This window comes from Bacillus sp. LR_5, assembly GCF_042709275.1.
The window spans coordinates 1-17,454 of sequence record NZ_JAVAXX010000127.1 but is presented as its reverse complement, the minus strand read 5'-3'; the positions used below and the strand labels follow the sequence as shown (position 1 = coordinate 17,454).

Here is a 17,454-nt window from a genome sequence, read left to right as displayed (position 1 = left end):
TAAACTGCAAAGTATATGCCAAAAAAAAGTTAACTGCGGCGGCCGCAGTTAACCTTCTTTAATAATTCATATTGTTCATTTGGTTTTGATTTTGGCCTTGGCCCTGACCTTGGTTCTTGTTATTTTTCTTGAACATTTGCTGGATGCGTTCAAGGGTTTGAGGGGCTGCGTCTAAAATTTTCTCAATCAAATGGGTATTTTCATCTAAATGAAGCATTCTGATTCCTGTCGATCCGACAATTAAAAACGCGATCGGCGTAATGGACACACCGCCCCCGCTTCCGCCTCCGAAAGGAAGTTTTTGTTCTCTTGTCTCATCGTCTTCCGATTTCTTTTCTGCCGGCTTTCCGCCAAACTCGCTTCCGCCTGCGGCGAATCCGAATCCAACTTTAGAAACGGTTAAAATCACGCTTCCATCCGGCGTTTCAACCGGATCTCCAATAATGGTGTTAACATCAATCATTTCCTTCAAGTTTTCCATTGCGGTTTTCATTAAACCTTGGATGGGATGGTCTGCCATATACGCTTCCTCCTTAAACTGATGAATCATTCTTTGAAGTCATTCGGGACGACGGATTCTTCTTTAATACGGATAGCTCCCGTCCGTATTTGACGAATTTGAAAGCTGCAAGCATAGCATGTCCAAAGCGAAAAAAGAATATACACTGAAGATGGGTCTTGGAGACAGGGACTTGAAACGATGGAATCACTTCATAGACGGGTTTATTCACAAAGTCCAGATGGTCATACAGCATCGCAGCGATGCCGCCTTTCACACCCCATACAGCACCTGTTAACACACCTGTCACTGCCGCGTCGTGAATACCGACAACTGTGACCCATTCGAGTTTTGTGATATGCAAATGCGCCAGAATAGAGGCGCTGGTTTTTCTTAAATTAGTAACTCGATGCACAAGCATTTCAATTTTATTAATGCTTTGCTGTACATCATCAAACGTAATTTTTTTCTTGCTGCTGCTTTTTTTTACTTTCGATGTTGATTTTTGTTTGATATCAACTGTTCCGTCCTCTTTATTCACCTTAATCGCCGGAATTGTTTTTTTGATCCGTATGAGGCCAAACAGCGTCGTAATATTCAAGGTCAGTTTGTCGTTATCATCGGCATGAAGAAACTCCATCGCGACATGGATTTTCATTCTGAAAAGCAGCACGATACCTATAAGAATAAGAATGGCTGTCAGCACATATACCATATTCTTCACTTCCTCTAGGAGCATTATCGCCAATTCAGAAAAAAATAAACCCGGACGAGGTCCGGGTTTATCGGTTATTTGCTGTATAGTTTTTCATGCACCACAGTTGTATCCGCAATATAATCATGAATCCCCTGCTTTGTGGGTGAAAAAGCAACGACGATATATAAAATCCAAATCTTATCAATATACCGTCCGACTACTTCACGAAAAATCACTGTGCTCCATGACAGTTTGCGATCCGGCTTCATAGAAACCACTTTGAGGCCGAACACCATCTTTCCAAGCGTCTGCCTAAAAAACTTTGTCATCAGCGCAAAATAGGCAAGATAAACAACAAGCGTAGTCACACTGTAGGCCGAGAAGGTAAACATGCCGGATGTTTTCGGCAGATCCAATACGGTAAAGAGGGGAGAAACAAGTAAATGGTTTAATCCCCATACAACGAGCCAATCAAGCAGGAAAGCCCAGAAACGAACCCAAAAGCCGGCATAGGCGTGTGTCAGCCGCTCTGCTTCTTGCGGGCTTGTGATGTCATTGTGCTCTAACTCTTCATATGTCACATCCATTATTGATCCCTCCTACTTCGCATAGAGATACATCATTCTCGGCGAACCGGATTGTGAAAGAATTTCTCTCATATTCAGAAAATCAATTTCACTCTTAAACATTTTGTTCGCGCCCATGGAAAACAGTGAGCCTAATCCGAAGCTTTCCTCGTAAGAAATGACAGAGGCGTTTTTCAAATCCTTATGATCCTTTTTCATCGCTGAAATGGTATCGTCATAAAAACCAAGCTCATCAACGAGATTCAGCTTTTTCGCCTGCCGTCCGTCATACACGCGTCCGTCCGCAATTTTCTTTACCTCTGCTTTCGACATGCCGCGGCCTTCTGAAATGACATCAACAAAGCCTTCATACGAATGATCAACCATGGATTGCATGATGTTCTTTTCTTCTTTTGTCATCTCACGGGAAGGAGACATAATATCCTTATGGGCCCCGCTCTTAATTGTTTCAAAAGAAATGCCGAGCTTATCAGCAAGCTTTGAATAATTGACGCTCTCCATAATGACGCCGAGTGACCCAGTCAGGGTTTCCGGTGTCGCAAAAATCTTATCAGCCGCCGTTGAGATGTAATAGCCGCCGGATGCTGCCATCGATCCCATCGACACGTAAATCGGTTTTTTTGTTTCTTTCTTGATTTCTTCCAGCTTCTTATGTATTTCAGCACTTTCATATACTCCGCCGCCCGGAGAATTCACCTTCAGAACGATGCCTTTAACCGCCTTGTCATCTTTTGCACGCTCAAGGTTTTTTAAGAACGTTCTGTGGTTATATCCGTCTGAACCGAGCAGACTGCTTGAATCCCCATTATCCTGAATGGTGCCGCTGACCTCCAATACGGCAATTTTACTTGAAAGACTGCCGTTTTCCAGCGTCTTTTCCTGAGATTCATCTGTCAGTGATGTGAGATCCGTTTGAGCGCCTTTGACGCTTTCAAAGAAACTCATTGAGATGCTGACGATGATGGACACGCCGAAAATCCCCAGGGCAATCACTAATGCAATCCATCTTTTTGCATTCATTTTTTTCCTCCTCCTTTTTCCCAAACTCTCTCATTATACGATTTAATAAGAAAAATGTTTCATTTGATGAGAAAGCTCTGGCTTAACGGGCTGCCGGCAAACGTGGTACACTTATGGCCAAAGGTATTTTATCACAAATACTGGATGGCAGAAAAACTTAAATATGACAGCAAAGGGGAAATGGGATATGACCGATCAACGCCGTAATGTTTATTTTTTTCACAAACAGGACCAGGAAACAAACGAACAAGCCAACTCTTTAACGCAATTGGCTGAAGAGCATGGATTTACAGTTGTGAATCAGCACTCAGACGCCAATATCATTGCTAGCATTGGCGGGGACGGCACATTTTTGCAGGCAGTCAGAAAGACGAATTTCCGTGACGACTGCTTGTACGTCGGCATTACCAAAAAGGGGAAAGCTCATTTATATTGCGACTTTCATAGTGATGAGCGTGAAAAAATGGTCGATGCGATGACGTTTGAACAAATTGAAGTCAGAAAATATCCGCTGATTGAAGTGACAGTGGATAACGCCAGTCCTTTTCATTGCCTAAACGAGGTTTCCATCCGTTCAAGCATCATTAAAACCTTTGTGATGGACGTGCTGATTGATGATCTGCACTTTGAAACGTTTAGAGGTGACGGGATGATTATCTCAACGCCTACAGGCAGCACCGCATATAACAAGTCTGTTGCAGGAGCGGTTGTTGATCCGCTGCTCCCATGCATGCAGGTATCTGAGCTTGCTTCTCTTAACAATAACACCTACCGGACACTTGGCTCGCCATTTGTCCTCAGCTCTGACCGAAAGCTGACCCTTCGTGTGGTACAAGACGGCAATGAGCACCCAATCATTGGCTTAGACAATGAAGCACTCAGCACGAGAAATGTGAAAACGATCGAAATCAAACTGTCCGACAAGAAAATCAAAACAGTCAAACTAAAGGACAATTCATTTTGGGAGAAAGTGAAACGTACTTTTTTATAGAAAATGAAAAGGACAGGCTTCCCGCCTGTCCTTTTATTATTTCTCATATACAATCTGGCCGTTAATTACGGTTTTTTCAATGTCTAAAAGATGAAGCTTTACAGGGTCAATTGCAAAAGGATCCTCGCTGAGAACCGTAAAATCCGCGTCATAGCCTTCGGCAATTTTACCGCGTGATGTCTCTTTATAAATGATTCCTGCGCTTCCTTCTGTATAGAGCTTAATTGCTTCATATACAGTTAAACATTCGCTTTCATTATAGCTTGGCCCGTTCTGTTCATGACTGCTTTTCCGGAGCACCGCGGACTGGATGCCAAGAAGCGGGTCAACAGGCTCAATCGGGGCGTCTGAACCGCCCGCGCATAAAATGCCTTTAGACATCAGCGTTTTCCACGCAAAGGCTGTATTCATCCGGTCTTTTCCGAGACGGTCAATCACCCAAGGAAAATCACTGGCGACAAAATGAGGCTGAAGATCAAGTGCGATCGGCATGCGCGCTGCTTTTTCGATTAATTCGTCATTCAGCACTTGAGCATGAATCAGCCGATCATGCCGGCCGTTTTTGGGCGGATGCTTTTCTATTGCGTTCAGCACTTTTTCAAAAGCTAGGTCGCCGATTGCATGAACCGCAACTTCCATGCCTTTTTCTCTCGCTTTTCGAATGAGCTGGCCAAGGGTTTCGTCATCATGAACTTGAACACCATTAGTGGATGGATCGTCCTGATATGGTTCTTTCAATAAAGCCGTTCTTCCGCCAAGCGCCCCGTCTGCAAAGATTTTCATCGCACCGAACTCCACATACGGGCCTGAAGGCTTCTCCAGTTGCTCCCATCGATCTACTGCTTCGTGATGAACGAGCAAATGACAGCGGAACGGATACTTTCCGCTAGCGGCAGCTTTCTTATAAGCTTTCATCGGCACCGAAACATCACCATAATAGGACAAGTCTTCCGAATGTCCGCCCGTCAGGCCTTTTGTCCAGCAGTCCTCTATTGCAGCCGTAAGCGCCTCATCAACATAGTGCTGGGAGACTGGCGGGACAGCCTTCAGAATCAAATTCTGCGCCTTATCAAACAGAAGCCCGGTCGGCTCACCGTTTGCATCTTTTACGATGACTCCGCCATCAGGATCAGGAGTGTTTCTGGAAATCCCTGCCGCTTGAAGAGCCGCAGAATTGACGGCTATCGCATGCCGGCATATTCGCTTGAGCAAGACGGGCCTGTCTGGAAATAAGCGATCAAGATCATGCTTAACCAAATAGTCCGGTGTCTCAAACTGATTTTCATTCCAGCCCTCTCCAATGAGCCAATCGCCTTCAGGAAGCTGCTGCTCTCTTTCCTTGGCAGCCTGCAAAATAGCTTCTTTTGACGTTAGTGCGGACAGATCGAGCTGAAGCTGTTTCTCACCGTGGCCGATCAAATGTAAATGGCTGTCGACAAAACCGGGAAACATCACTGCTCCGTTCAGGCTGATTTCTTCTGTTTCCGGGGACCCGTACTTTTTCTTTAGACGTTCATAGCTGCCAGTGCCCTTTATGACACCATCCTCGACATAGACTGCCTCTGTCAGATCGCCTTCTTCGAGCATCGTATAAATGAAACCGCCGTGCCATATCGCCTTCATTCACGTTCACTCTCTTTCTTTACGCCTTTTTATTGGCTTTGAGCTGTTCTTCACGTTTTCTTAATTCCACTCGTCTTATTTTTGCAGAAGCTGTTTTCGGCAGGCTTTCCACAAATTCAATTTCTCTTGGATATTTGTATGGAGCGGTAATGGTCTTCACATGATTTTGCAGCATTTTGACAAGCTCATCACTGCGTTTTGCGTGATCTTGCAGGACAACGTACGCCTTAACGATGGAACCTCTGATTTCATCAGGGCTTGCGACAACAGCACATTCTTTTACTTCAGGGTGCTTAACAAGCGCGTCTTCCACTTCGAATGGCCCGATCGTGTAGCCAGAGCTGATAATGATATCGTCATTTCGGCTTTCAAACCAGAAGTAACCTTCCTCATCTTTTTTTGCTCTGTCTCCTGTTAGGAAATAATCGCCGCGAATTTGTGTTTTCATTCTTTCAGGGTCTTTGTAATATTCTTTAAAGAGTGCCGGCGTGCTAAGGTGAACTGCGATATCGCCAACCTCACCAGATTTGCAGATTTCACCGTCTTCATTAATGATCTCCACCTGATTTCCCGGTGTCGGTTTTCCCATGCTTCCCGGTTTAATATCCATATCTTTCAAGACACCGACTAAAAGCGTGCTTTCTGTTTGGCCATACCCGTCCCGCACCTTAATGCCGAAGTGCTTTTGGAACACATCAATGACTTCACGGTTAAGCGGCTCGCCTGCGGACACAGCGCTGTGCAGGGCAGAAAGATCATACCGGTCCAAGCCTTCGACCTTCGCCATTAAGCGGTATTCCGTTGGCGTACAGCAAAAGACATTGATTTTGTAGCGGTTTAAAAGTTCTAAATATTTTTCTGCTTTGAATCTGCCGTGGTACACAAAACCCGTTGCTCCACTGCCGAGTACCGCTAAAAACGGGCTCCACACCCACTTTTGCCAGCCAGGGGCAGCAGTCGCCCAGACGATATCCTTTTCAGAAATATCAAGCCAAGCGCCGGCAGATGTTTTTAAATGAGCAAATGCCCATCCGTGTGTATGTACAACACCTTTAGGCTGACCTGTTGTTCCGGATGTATAAGATAAGAAAGCCATATCTTCTCTTGTTGTGTCAGCTGTTTGGAATCGGCTTCCGTCCGCTTTAATCGATAAGAGATTTTTCCAGCCGGCATCGTTTTCGCCAATAGACAGTTTAATCAGTTTGTCAGCCGTACTGACATCACGGAAAGCGCCGATAAATTCAGAGTAGACGATGGCGCCTTTCACTTCTGCATGTTCAATCCGGTATTCAAGATCTTTCGCACGAAGCATTTCCGAGCACGGAATGACAACCATTCCTGATTTCAGGATAGCCAAATAAACAGCATAGGCTTCAAGCACCCGCGGAACCATTACAATCAGCTTGTCTCCCTTTTTAAATCCAAGGTCAGCCAAAGCCGCTCCAATTTTATTTGTTTCTTCCATCAGCTTTTCATATGACCAAGATTTTTGCTTGCCTGACTCATCCTCCCATAGAAGAGCGGTTTTTTGTCCAGCGGCACTGAACTTTTCCATTTCATTCACTAAATTATATTGCATAGGGGCAATTAAATCTTCTCGTTTTAACACGAACAACTCCTCACTTTCTTCACCCATTATACATAAATACAGGCTCTTTCCGTAAGGATATGCCTAAAAACAAGCTCTGTAAACATAGGTTTTTATAGGCCGCTGGTCCTTTTTTATACATATAACACGAAAAAGAGTGGGGATACCCCCACTCCTAAAGCCATTATGTGAAATTGTAAATTAGAATTGTCCTCCGCCCATGTTTTGTTGAGCAAAAGATACAAGACGTTTTGTGATCTCTCCTCCAACAGAACCGTTAGCGCGAGAAGTTGTTTCTGCTCCAAGGTTTACACCGAATTCAGAAGCGATTTCTAATTTCATTTGGTCGATCGCTTGAGCAGCTCCTGGTACTAAAAGGTTGTTGCTGTTACCTGAGTTATTGTTAGCCATGTGTCTCACCTCCTTGTGAGTATAGAATGTGTTAAAACACATGGCTTCATTCAAAAAAACTTTGGTAATTGTATACAGGAGCCGGAGCGATTTAAAAGAGTTCTGCGAATTTATCGTTTGCTTCTTGTTCGCTATAAAGCGTCATTGTTTCAATGTTGTCAACCGCTTCTTGAATATACGGCTCAAAATCAACAAAGCTTTCAAAGTGTTCGATTTTTTCTTTTTTAGGTCGTGTTTTCGGACTTGGCGGCGTAAAGATCGTACAGCAGTCTTCAAACGGCTGAATGCTTGTCTCATATGTGCCGATTTCTCGTGATTTTTCGATGATTTCTGTTTTATCCATGGCGATTAACGGACGCAAAATCGGTGTTGACGTCACCGCATTAATCGCATACATGCTTTCAAGCGTTTGGCTCGCTACCTGACCGAGGCTTTCTCCAGTAATGATGGCAAGCCCATTTCTCTTTTCTCTGATTCTGTCGGCAATTTGAAGCATGAGGCGGCGGGTTGCCGTCATTGTGTAGTTCTCAGGTATTTGTTTTTGGATGAGCTCTTGCGTTTTCGTAAACGGAACGATATGAAGCGTCATGCTTCCCCCAAAGCGGGACAGGCATTTTGCCAGATCCATTACCTTTTGTTTTGCGCGCTCGCTTGTGTACGGCGGGCTGAAGAAATGAACAGCTTCTACCGATAGTCCCCGTTTCATCGCATAAAAACCAGCCACAGGGCTGTCAAAACCGCCGGAAAGCATTAGCATCGCTTTGCCTGCAGAACCAACGGGCAGGCCGCCTGCACCTTTTTCATCGCGAATCGTCAAAAAGGTCGCTTCTTCCCTGATTTCGATTCTGAGCGGGATGTCGGGATTGCGAACATCGACCGTCAATCCTTCTGTATTTCGCAAAATATGGCCGCCGATTTCAGCGTTCATTTGATTTGTATCTAATTCAAATTGTTTATACGCTCTCTTCGTTGCGACTTTAAACGTATCACCAGGCTGATACTGATCTTCGATAGCCTGCAGAGCAGTTGCCTTAATATCATCAAGGCGGCTATCACACTTAATCGCCAGGCTGAAGCTTTGAATGCCAAACACCTGCTTTAAATGAGGAAAAAGAGCCTCAGGATCTTCTCCATTTAATGTAATCGTCATACGGTCCCGATTGGAAAAGTATTTTAAGTTCGGATAGTCTTTCAAAACGAGTCTGACGTTTTGCTTTAAGCGCTCAATAAAGCTTTTTCTGTTTTTGCCTTTGGTTGAAATTTCCCCAAAACGAATTAATATATGATCGTAATTCATGTTCTACCTCATCATTTTCTTTAATTTTTTGATGCCAGGCACAAGTGCGTTCATAAACGGTTCTGTCACATCGCTTGTCTGGCTGTAGTTTAAGCTGATTCTGATGCTGCTTCCGGCAATCTGCTCTCCCTTGCCCATCTGTAAGAGAACTTTGCTGGGCTTATGCTCTTTTGCCGAGCAGGCCGAAGTTGTTGAGACGAATATATCCTGTTCCTCGAGCATGTGTAAAAGCACCTCTGCTTTAATCCCCGGAACAGAGAAATTAATAATGTGCGGCGCACTATTCATTTGAGGCGTGTTGACAACGACACCTTCAGTTTCACTCAGCCTTTTCATAAACAATTCCTTTGCGGCAGCCATCGTGTCAAGCCTTGTTTCAAAATCAGCAGCGGCAAGATTAATGGCTTTGGCAAGCGAAACCGCACCCGCAGTATGCTCCGTTCCGGCCCGAATGCCTTTTTGCTGAGAGCCGCCCGTTATCAGGGGAATAAGACGTGTTCCTTCTTTTACGATAAGCGCGCCTGTCCCCTTCAGCCCGTGAAACTTATGCCCGGAAATCGAACAAAGATCAATGCCTGCCTTTTCAATCGCCAAGGGCACTTTATAGATGCCCTGCACATAATCGACGTGAAACAAAATGTTCGGGTGCTCTTTCAGCACTTCTCCTGCCTTTTCAATAGGCTGCACCGAACCGACTTCATTGTTCACATGCATCATGCTGACAAGCACGGTATCCGGACGGATGGCTTGTTTCAGTTCTTCAATTGAAACAAATCCGTCTTCGTTCACTGAAAGATAAGTGACATCAAACCCGAATAACTCTGTCAGCTGTTCTAACGAATCCGTAACGGATGGATGTTCAATAGAAGTGGCAATGATATGTTTGCCTGCTTTTATTTTTGACAAAGCGGCTCCTTTTAAAGCCAAATTATTAGCTTCTGTAGCGCCTGACGTAAATACAATATCATAATTCTTTAGGCCTATGGCTCTTTTTATCTGATGTTTAGCTGCATGAAGCAGCTGTTCCGTTTCAACTCCATACCGGTGCAAAGATGAGGGATTTCCAAAATATCGTCTGCTTGTTTGTTCATATGTGTTCAAGACTTCATCGTAAGGTTTGGTCGTTGAACTATTGTCTAAATATAACATCTTTTTACTCCTTTAATATGAAAGCGATACAAAACTGATTTTATATGTTACCATAACAAATTACTGCAGAAAAAGTAAATGAAATTACTATTGACTTCTTCATACATTCACCTATAATTAGATTTGTTACTTTCGTCATATTATCTGACAATTAATTGACAGAATATTCTACCATAGTGAAATTAGGAGGATTTATACGTTATGAAATCATCACTATCAGCCAAGGAAACGATCGCCATTGGGCTTATGCTCTTTGCTTTGTTCTTTGGCGCAGGAAATATGATATTTCCGCCGGAACTTGGACAAGCAGCCGGTGAAAATGTTTGGAAAGCGATGATTGGCTTTCTCGTGACGGGTGTCGGCCTGCCGCTTTTAGGTGTTGTAGCTGTTGCATTAACAGGTACAGATGCTAAAGGCCTTGCAGATAAAGCACATCCGGTCTTTGGAACCATTTTTACAGTCGTTCTGTATTTAACAATCGGACCGCTGTTTGCGATTCCGCGAACAGGCACTGTTTCTTATGAAATTGCGGCTGCACCTTTTGTAGGAGGCATGCCGGCATGGCTCACACTTCTTATTTTTACGTTTCTTTTCTTTGCTGTTACGTACTACCTGGCTTTAAACCCTACAAAGCTAGTTGACAGGATTGGCAAGGTATTAACACCTATTTTACTTGCTGTTATCGCAATCTTAGTCATCAAAAGCATCGTGACGCCGATGGGGGACATTCAGTCGCCGCTTGAAACGTATGCTTCCGGATCATTGTTTAAAGGATTTTTAGAAGGCTATAAAACAATGGATGCACTTGCTTCTATCGTGTTCGGAATTGTCGTTGTTAATGCCGTTAAGGACAGAGGCATCACCAGCCGTAAATCAGTTGCTTCCGTATGTATTAAAGCGGGACTTGTTGCCGCAGCAGGACTCGGCCTGGTTTACGTATCACTCGCCTATTTAGGAGCAACAAGCACAGATTCTGTCGGACTCCTTGGTGCAGGAAGCAAAATTTTATCAGAATCTTCACAGCACCTGTTCGGATCATTAGGAAATATCATTTTAGGCGTCGCTATCCTATTCGCGTGCTTGACAACAAGCATTGGCCTTGTCTCTTCATGCGGAAATTATTTCTCAAAGCTGATTCCTTCTTTATCTTATAAAGCCGTTGTAACGATTGTCACTGTGTTCAGCTTTATTATTTCTAACTTTGGGCTGTCAAATATTATTTTGTTCTCAGTTCCTATTTTATCAGCTATTTATCCGTTAGCAATTGTTATCATTTTGCTTTCATTTATTGAAAAATCATTTAAAGGCAGACGTGAAGTATATATTCTTTGTTTGATTACAACTGGTATTTTCAGTATTATTGATGGCCTGAATGCCGCGAGCATTCCGCTCGGTTCTTTAAATAAAGTTCTCGGTCAATCGCTGCCGCTTTACAGCTTAGGATTTGGCTGGGTCATTCCTGCAATCATTGGAGGCATTGCCGGTTATCTGATTTCTCTTGCTACCGGTTCGAATAAAAAAACAGCTAATATCAACCAGTAAAAACGAAAAGCCTTATTGGATGTTAAATCCAATAAGGCTTTTTTATATTCTGAATACATTAAAAGGCCGAGCACTCACGCGTCGGCCTTTTATATACAATTTATTGATATTGATGCTCTTTTGTCTTTTGTGATTCTATTTTTCGGACAGCACCTGGTGCAGCTTTTTCAACTGCTGCTGCTGCAATTTCATAGGCTTCACTGTAATCATATTCATAAAAACGTCTTTCCGCTTCTTTCAGCTGTTCAGATAAAATATGATTCTGGCTTCTGAACCGGTTTCCGAACTGAATGATTTTTTCAATGAGGATCACCTGCTCGACAAGTTCCTCTGATTCCCGGCTTGCCCTGTTGACGATATCTTCTGCTTGCTTTAAATGGGCTCCGGCTTCTTCCATATTTAATGGAAGTTCGTTTAGTTGATTGACTGTTTCTTGTATATGATGATATGCGTTTTCCAGCATCTCTTGAATATGACTCGGAATGCCTGGTATATTGCTTGTCTTCAGCAGTCTTGCTGTCTCAGAAATTGTTTTTTTCAAATTGCTGAGCGTCTCTCTTGCCTGAAGCTCTTCTTTTCTCAGCGCTTGCAGATTTTCACGGTATTCGGCATGCTCTTTTTTCACTTCTTCAATCTGCTTCTCTATTGATGCAACTTCTTCTACTAAAAGTGAGTAGGCGACGTGCTCTGCATCGAGCTTATCTTTAACGGATGAGAGCAGCTTGCCAATTTCATCAAGGCGCTTTTCAAAAGCCTGCTGTTTACCGAGCTCGCCAGCTGTCAGCCTGTAGCTTTCCTTCACCAGCTCAGTTTCCGCCTTTGTATCCTCTTTCTCTTCTAACAGCTTGTCATAAGCAATGATCAATTCAGGCATTTTGCTTAGCACAGATTGGCCGGCTTCGACTTCGCCCTCCAGCTGCTGATAAACAGATTGAATATTTTCGTCTATGAGCTGCAGGATTGCGGACGCTTCATCAATATCCAGCTCAGTCATCAAGACATGTTCCGCCCGTTTCAGCTGATTTGACAGATTTTCTAATTCCTTATCAAGCTGGATATGCTCAAGCTTATACCCTTTCTCTTTCATTTCGCGATAGCCGTCTTTGAGCTTTGCAATCTGGCCTGGCACCGTCTGCTTGCAGTCAGCCAACAGCTTCGGCACGTCATCTATGTATGACTGAAGCCGATCAAGATTGCGGTCCTGCTCAAGCAGCACTTTACGTGCAGTAATATAGTTTCCGCCTTCTGTTTCTTCTTCAAATTGTTTGATTCCGCTCCAAATTTCGTCAAGATCCTTTTCAAGGCTGTCATAAAGCTCTCCGTAAAGGTGGCTGTAAGCCAGCAGGTTTTTTCTCGATTTTGAATAGCGTTCTCTCACCTGTTCAATCTCTTCACGGCTCTTTTCCTCACTTGTGACGAGGTCGCTGATTTCGCGAAGAATCTTTTCAATGTTCGATTCCGCCGCTGTCAGCAAGTCGTCGATATGAACGAGCACTTGATTGGCCTTTTTAAAACGGTATTTGTCTGCATTTTCCTCGGCATCATAAAGGAGCTCTTCAACTTTCGGCATGTGGGCTGTGACAATCTCATCCCATTCTTCACGCCACTTCTCAAAGAACTCTTCTGTCTGACCCGTCATTTTTAAGTGTTTAATTTTGGACATTTCTTCCACAATCGACCGGTTTAGAATTTCAATCTTCCACGATTCCAGCCGGTCAATTTCAGCGTAGATTTTTTTCCTGAAAAAGTAGCCTGCCGCAAACAGCGCGAGCAGTACAATTAATAATCCAATGACAAACTCCATAATGAGCCCCCTTGCTGTTAACCTTAATCTGTCAGGGTGTTTTATTTATTCAGAAAGATTTCAGGATATGTATTGAGAAAAACTGTCGTTTTCATTGTTATTATGATACCATGTAACCAACATTTTTTGACCAGAAATCAAAAACTTTTTGTGCAAAATCGGCAGGATTTGACTATTTTTTCATGGAGTGACGCCAATGCAAAAGCGAGACGGACATATTCACACACCATTTTGCCCTCACGGCTCAAATGACACACTCAGACAATATGCAGAAGAAGCCTTAAAAAAAGGCTTTGATTCGATTACTTTTACCGAACACGCCCCATTGCCGCCCTCTTTTACTGATCCGACACCGCTGAAAGACAGCGCGATGGCACAAGCCTCTCTGGAGCGCTATATCAACGAAATCTCCCGATTAAAGAAAGAATATCGCGGACAGCTTGCCATACGGACGGGGCTTGAGGTCGATTATATTGCTGAATTTGAAGACGAAATTACATTATTCCTGGACACATACGGGCCATATTTAGATGACAGCATCCTATCCGTTCATTTTTTGCGCGCAGGTTCTTCCTATCTGTGCCTTGATTATGATGAGCATACCTTTAAGGAGCTGATTTCAGCCTGCGGGAGCATTGAAGCTGTATATGAACAGTATTACCGCAGCATCTATTCTTCCATTGTAGCATCTCTCGGCTCTAATAAGCCAAAAAGAGTCGGTCATATCACTCTCGTTCAAAAATTCATCAAGCTGTTTCCATACAGCATGTCTGAACATATTCGCGGACTCGTTTCTCAGTGCCTGAGAGCCATAGAAGAAAACGGAATGGAGCTCGACTTCAATACTTCCGGCTTAAGAAAAACGTACGCTGGCAGCGTTTATATCGAGGATTGGATGCTGAATGAAGCGAAGCAAAAGAAAATCCCGCTTGTGTTTGGGTCTGATGCCCATCAAGCGGGAGATGTCGGATACGCATATGAGACGTTTTTGAAGGGTGCTAATTGATAAGCGCCACGTCTCCTGTCCGGAAGACGCTCCTGATCCAAATTTTGATTTCTTCAAAGTACATTTTATAAAAATACGGCTCGTGCGGCTGCATGTAAAGCACTTCTGAAATATATTGAGGCTGGAGATAGGGCATCATTAAGAGAGATTTTAATTGAAGAATAAAATGGGGCAGCGGCAGCGTTAAATGTTCACGCTGTTTTTCTCCTTCCTCAATGATCAGCTGGAAGATATACTTTTCCTTCATTAGATATGTCGACATAATTTCCCTGATTAACGTGGAGTCAATCGTGACTTCCCGGTAGACAAAACGAGTTAATTGACGGTGATTATGCTGATAGGATAAAATATCGAAAACCAGTTGGAGAAGCTGTTCTTGTGTGCTTTGAGAAGAGATATTGCTTGCCGCTGTTTCAAGCGTTTTGCTGTAGCCTTCGTAAAACTCTGAAACTAAGTGTTCCATCAAACCTCCTTTACCTTTAAAATAGTAGGAGATGTGCGCAACATTTACATCAGCTGACTTTGCAATTTCACGAACAGACGTGCCAGAAAATCCTTTTTGGTTAAAGAGCATGACAGCAGATTCAATAATTTTGTCTTTGGTGCTTACTTTCATACGGCTCACTCCTTCCTCTTTGTACTATTCAAGCAGAAGGCCGCTGTTCCTGTAAGAACTTATCGACAAATGCCGGCAGAAAAGCCGGAAATTTGTTTTATATTATAGAAAAAGTGAGGGTTTTCCATGTTCCATGTCGAAAAACAATCTGGAGATAAAGAAAAAGACTATCAGCTTCTGCTAAAACAGCTCGAAGCCATGACCGAAGACGAGACAGATCAAATTGCAAACTATGCAAATGCCTCAGCGCTTCTGTATCATTCTTTGCCTGAAGTAAACTGGGCTGGTTTCTATTTTGCCAAAGAAGAGGACGGACAGCTTGTGTTAGGGCCGTTCCAAGGTCTGCCGGCATGTGTTCGGATTCCTTTCGGCAGAGGCGTTTGCGGTACAGCGTATGCAAACGGAAAAGTGGAGCGTGTTGAGGATGTAAACGCGTTTCCGGGACATATCGCTTGCGATGCAGCGTCCCAATCAGAAATTGTGCTTCCGATTCATGTAGGCGGAAAAGTTGTCGGCGTCCTAGACATCGACAGCCCAGTGAAAAACCGTTTCGACGAAATTGATGAAAAATACTTATCACAATTTGCCGAAACGCTTGAAAAAGCGTTAGCACAGTAATTTAAAAGCCCAAAACTGATATTGTTTTGGGCTTTTTTTATTTTATTGATTCGTGAATCATCAAGCGGTTTTTTCCGCTTCGTTTCGCGCTGTAGAGCGCTTCATCAGCCTCATGCACAAGCTCTTTCAGAGACTTTCTTTTTTCTGCAGTCCAGCAGGAGATACCGCATGAAATGGTCACCTCGGGTTTCGTGTTTTTTCTGACCGCATAAACCAATCGCTCAGTAATCCGTTTACCCACCGCAACCGGCACATTCGGCAAATAAATCGCCAGCTCTTCGCCTCCCCAGCGGGCGCCTACATCATGCTTTCGGATGTTGCTTTTAATCACCGAAGCGACTTGAATTAAAATCTCGTCCCCAGTCTGATGACCGTACGTATCATTTACATTCTTGAAATTATCAATATCTACAAGAATAAAGACCCCCTTTTGGTGGATTTTCATGCTGTATTGAATTTTTTCATCTAAATACACCCTTGAATACAGTTCAGTTAGCTGATCTGTTTTCACGAGATGCTCAAGGCGGTCGCGGAGCATCGAATTAGTTACAGCCAGCGTTGCGTGATGAATCAGCGCTTGAAACAGCTTGTACATTTCAAATGTAAAAGCGTACAGTTCCTGTTTTAATAAAACCGCAAAGCCTAAAAGCCGGTCATTCTCAATCATCGGAGCGGCCATCAGCGAGCCGTAGCCGGCCTTTCCAAAAACAGACTGGCCATTTCCGATGAAAACCCCTTTTTCACCTTCATACAGCTTTTCTTTCAACTCATGATAAAAATCAGATGGCTTCGCTTCTTTAAAAAACACTGTGCTGCCAGGGAGCAATGTTAGCTTTTCAAAATGGTCTATATGAAAAAACCCCACTTCATCTGCCTGAAATGATTCTGCCATTCTCACAGCCAGATCATTCATCGTATCGGTCAATGTCAGCCTCTGATTCAGGCGGCGTGACGTTTCATTGATCAATTCCAAATTTGCGATGCTTGCTTTGGATTGTTCATAGAGCTGGGCATTTTCAAACGCTTTTCCCGCCGCGTTTGCGATCAGCGACATTTCATCAAGGTAGACGTCAGTAATCAAACTGCCGCCCGTTCCTTCAACCATCAACACACCGTACGTTCCCTGCTGTCCTTTGATCGGAATGTAGGCGGCTGATTCATTCTTCCGCAAAATATCCCCCGACAAATACACTTTGAGAGCAAAGGAATCGGATTTTTCCCCTTCCATATACAGCTCTTTTGCAGGAATACCTAAACATTGATCTTGGTCGTGTGAAATAAACAATGAAAACTCAAAAGGAGAAAACGTGCGGGTCAAGCTTTCTAAAAGCTGCTTCAGCACCTCTGTCTGATCAAGCAGTGAATGGAACAGCTCTGTCATTTTGTATATCTTTTTTTGATAGATCGTTTTGATATAGAGCCTTTCCTGTTTCATAGACTGGTTTAAAAATGAAGCAACCACGTCCGCAAGCCCTTCAGGAATCTCTCCATCCTGCCTGCATGTAAGATGAAAGCGCCTGCTGGAGCCGTCCTCAATCATATAAAATGAAGCGTTTATTTTCGAAGCGGAAAAATGTAATTCATCATCTGCCAGTTTTGCCGCAGAGTCAGATGGTGACGGTGTAAGCGAAACACAAAGGGATGAAAAATAGGTTTGAATAGCCGAAGTCAGCCATATGAATGAGTCGGTGAATGTGACTTTTTCAGATTTGGTTAATAAAAAATCGAGCATATGATAATGAAAGGCGGATAATTGTTCTTTTGTTTGTTCTACCATGTTTTTATCACCTAAAAGTTTACCACTAATTTTTGTTTATTATATCATAAACAGCGAAGCAGTAATGGAGATATGGTTGACTTCAAAACAAATAAATTATATAATGACCTTTGTGTGAAATATTGCAGCCTTTTTGTTCAGCTTCTATGTTTTCATTTTGTTCCTTATCCATAAGGTGTATCGTGTAACTCTCTGCTGCTGGAGCGAGGATACATGAAAACAAAATGTA

At 43.4% G+C, this 17,454-nt stretch carries 16 protein-coding genes; 4 read left to right on the top strand and 12 right to left on the bottom strand.

Going from position 1 to position 17,454, the window contains the following annotated elements:
- Positions 1-58: 58 nt before the first annotated feature.
- The 4 genes from ytfJ to sppA all read right to left on the bottom strand — a co-directional run bounded on the left by ytfJ (position 59) and on the right by sppA (position 2,803).
- A complete protein-coding gene (gene ytfJ, locus RAC86_RS21845) occupies positions 59-520 on the bottom strand; it encodes a GerW family sporulation protein (RefSeq protein ID WP_014114770.1) in 462 nt (153 codons plus the stop codon).
- Between the two features lie 13 nt (positions 521-533).
- Positions 534-1,214 carry a DUF2953 domain-containing protein gene (locus RAC86_RS21840; protein WP_014114771.1) on the bottom strand — a complete coding sequence of 227 codons (681 nt, stop codon included), beginning with the start codon at positions 1,212-1,214 and terminating at the stop codon, positions 534-536.
- A 74-nt stretch (positions 1,215-1,288) separates the two neighbouring features.
- On the bottom strand, positions 1,289-1,783 hold the full coding sequence (locus RAC86_RS21835; protein ID WP_014114772.1) for an RDD family protein: 495 nt from the start codon (positions 1,781-1,783) through the stop codon (positions 1,289-1,291).
- Between the two features lie 12 nt (positions 1,784-1,795).
- Complete coding sequence (sppA, locus tag RAC86_RS21830; protein WP_014114773.1) at positions 1,796-2,803, bottom strand: signal peptide peptidase SppA; 1,008 nt, start codon at positions 2,801-2,803, stop codon at positions 1,796-1,798.
- 187 nt (positions 2,804-2,990) lie between these two features.
- On the opposite strand from sppA, the gene RAC86_RS21825 reads away from it, so the two are divergent.
- Positions 2,991-3,794 (top strand): NAD kinase, encoded by an 804-nt coding sequence (locus RAC86_RS21825; protein ID WP_014114775.1) that lies wholly within the window; start codon positions 2,991-2,993, stop codon positions 3,792-3,794.
- A gap of 36 nt (positions 3,795-3,830) precedes the next feature.
- Here the strand turns inward: RAC86_RS21825 and RAC86_RS21820 are convergent, their stop codons facing one another.
- The 5 genes from RAC86_RS21820 to RAC86_RS21800 form a co-directional block, all read right to left on the bottom strand.
- Positions 3,831-5,417, bottom strand: a complete 1,587-nt coding sequence (locus RAC86_RS21820; protein WP_072566680.1) for an amidohydrolase — start codon at positions 5,415-5,417, stop codon at positions 3,831-3,833.
- 19 nt (positions 5,418-5,436) lie between these two features.
- The gene (gene mbcS / locus RAC86_RS21815; protein WP_014114777.1) at positions 5,437-7,026 is read right to left on the bottom strand and encodes an acyl-CoA synthetase MbcS; all 1,590 of its coding nucleotides are present in this window, start codon (positions 7,024-7,026) and stop codon (positions 5,437-5,439) included.
- Between the two features lie 180 nt (positions 7,027-7,206).
- A complete protein-coding gene (gene sspA / locus RAC86_RS21810) occupies positions 7,207-7,416 on the bottom strand; it encodes an alpha type acid-soluble spore protein SspA (RefSeq protein WP_014114778.1) in 210 nt (69 codons plus the stop codon).
- Positions 7,417-7,507: 91 nt separating this feature from the next.
- Positions 7,508-8,713: a tRNA uracil 4-sulfurtransferase ThiI gene (gene thiI / locus RAC86_RS21805; RefSeq protein WP_061186767.1), complete on the bottom strand. Its 1,206-nt coding sequence runs from the start codon at positions 8,711-8,713 to the stop codon at positions 7,508-7,510.
- Positions 8,714-8,716: 3 nt separating this feature from the next.
- The gene (locus RAC86_RS21800) at positions 8,717-9,862 is read right to left on the bottom strand and encodes a cysteine desulfurase family protein (RefSeq protein WP_072566681.1); all 1,146 of its coding nucleotides are present in this window, start codon (positions 9,860-9,862) and stop codon (positions 8,717-8,719) included.
- A gap of 201 nt (positions 9,863-10,063) precedes the next feature.
- Here RAC86_RS21800 and brnQ point away from each other — a divergent pair, with 201 nt between their 5' ends.
- On the top strand, positions 10,064-11,404 hold the full coding sequence (brnQ, locus tag RAC86_RS21795; RefSeq protein ID WP_072566682.1) for a branched-chain amino acid transport system II carrier protein: 1,341 nt from the start codon (positions 10,064-10,066) through the stop codon (positions 11,402-11,404).
- 100 nt (positions 11,405-11,504) lie between these two features.
- On the opposite strand, the gene ezrA is transcribed toward brnQ, so the two are convergent.
- Positions 11,505-13,208, bottom strand: a complete 1,704-nt coding sequence (gene ezrA / locus RAC86_RS21790; protein WP_072566683.1) for a septation ring formation regulator EzrA — start codon at positions 13,206-13,208, stop codon at positions 11,505-11,507.
- A gap of 196 nt (positions 13,209-13,404) precedes the next feature.
- On the opposite strand from ezrA, the gene hisJ reads away from it, so the two are divergent.
- Complete coding sequence (gene hisJ, locus RAC86_RS21785; protein WP_072566684.1) at positions 13,405-14,214, top strand: histidinol-phosphatase HisJ; 810 nt, start codon at positions 13,405-13,407, stop codon at positions 14,212-14,214.
- Here the strand turns inward: hisJ and refZ are convergent.
- Entirely contained in the window at positions 14,207-14,830 is a 624-nt protein-coding gene (gene refZ, locus RAC86_RS21780; protein ID WP_072566685.1) for a transcriptional regulator RefZ, read from the bottom strand. The two genes, hisJ and refZ, sit on opposite strands and share 8 nt — an antisense overlap.
- Before the next feature lie 126 nt (positions 14,831-14,956).
- Here refZ and RAC86_RS21775 point away from each other — a divergent pair, with 126 nt between their 5' ends.
- On the top strand, positions 14,957-15,448 hold the full coding sequence (locus RAC86_RS21775; protein ID WP_014114784.1) for a GAF domain-containing protein: 492 nt from the start codon (positions 14,957-14,959) through the stop codon (positions 15,446-15,448).
- Between the two features lie 37 nt (positions 15,449-15,485).
- Here the strand turns inward: RAC86_RS21775 and RAC86_RS21770 are convergent, their stop codons facing one another.
- Entirely contained in the window at positions 15,486-17,225 is a 1,740-nt protein-coding gene (locus RAC86_RS21770) for a diguanylate cyclase domain-containing protein (RefSeq protein WP_072566686.1), read from the bottom strand.
- Positions 17,226-17,454 lie beyond the last annotated feature (229 nt).

Bases quoted from the DNA above. Each gene is read 5' to 3' on its own strand.
- ytfJ (WP_014114770.1), bottom strand. From the start codon at position 520: ATGGCAGACCATCCCATCCAAGGTTTAATGAAAACCGCAATGGAAAAC.
- RAC86_RS21840 (WP_014114771.1), bottom strand. From the start codon at position 1,214: ATGGTATATGTGCTGACAGCCATTCTTATTCTTATAGGTATCGTGCTG.
- RAC86_RS21835 (WP_014114772.1), bottom strand. From the start codon at position 1,783: ATGGATGTGACATATGAAGAGTTAGAGCACAATGACATCACAAGCCCG.
- sppA (WP_014114773.1), bottom strand. From the start codon at position 2,803: ATGAATGCAAAAAGATGGATTGCATTAGTGATTGCCCTGGGGATTTTC.
- RAC86_RS21825 (WP_014114775.1), top strand. From the start codon at position 2,991: ATGACCGATCAACGCCGTAATGTTTATTTTTTTCACAAACAGGACCAG.
- RAC86_RS21820 (WP_072566680.1), bottom strand. From the start codon at position 5,417: ATGAAGGCGATATGGCACGGCGGTTTCATTTATACGATGCTCGAAGAA.
- sspA (WP_014114778.1), bottom strand. From the start codon at position 7,416: ATGGCTAACAATAACTCAGGTAACAGCAACAACCTTTTAGTACCAGGA.
- thiI (WP_061186767.1), bottom strand. From the start codon at position 8,713: ATGAATTACGATCATATATTAATTCGTTTTGGGGAAATTTCAACCAAA.
- RAC86_RS21800 (WP_072566681.1), bottom strand. From the start codon at position 9,862: ATGTTATATTTAGACAATAGTTCAACGACCAAACCTTACGATGAAGTC.
- brnQ (WP_072566682.1), top strand. From the start codon at position 10,064: ATGAAATCATCACTATCAGCCAAGGAAACGATCGCCATTGGGCTTATG.
- ezrA (WP_072566683.1), bottom strand. From the start codon at position 13,208: ATGGAGTTTGTCATTGGATTATTAATTGTACTGCTCGCGCTGTTTGCG.
- hisJ (WP_072566684.1), top strand. From the start codon at position 13,405: ATGCAAAAGCGAGACGGACATATTCACACACCATTTTGCCCTCACGGC.
- refZ (WP_072566685.1), bottom strand. From the start codon at position 14,830: ATGAAAGTAAGCACCAAAGACAAAATTATTGAATCTGCTGTCATGCTC.
- RAC86_RS21775 (WP_014114784.1), top strand. From the start codon at position 14,957: ATGTTCCATGTCGAAAAACAATCTGGAGATAAAGAAAAAGACTATCAG.
- RAC86_RS21770 (WP_072566686.1), bottom strand. From the start codon at position 17,225: ATGGTAGAACAAACAAAAGAACAATTATCCGCCTTTCATTATCATATG.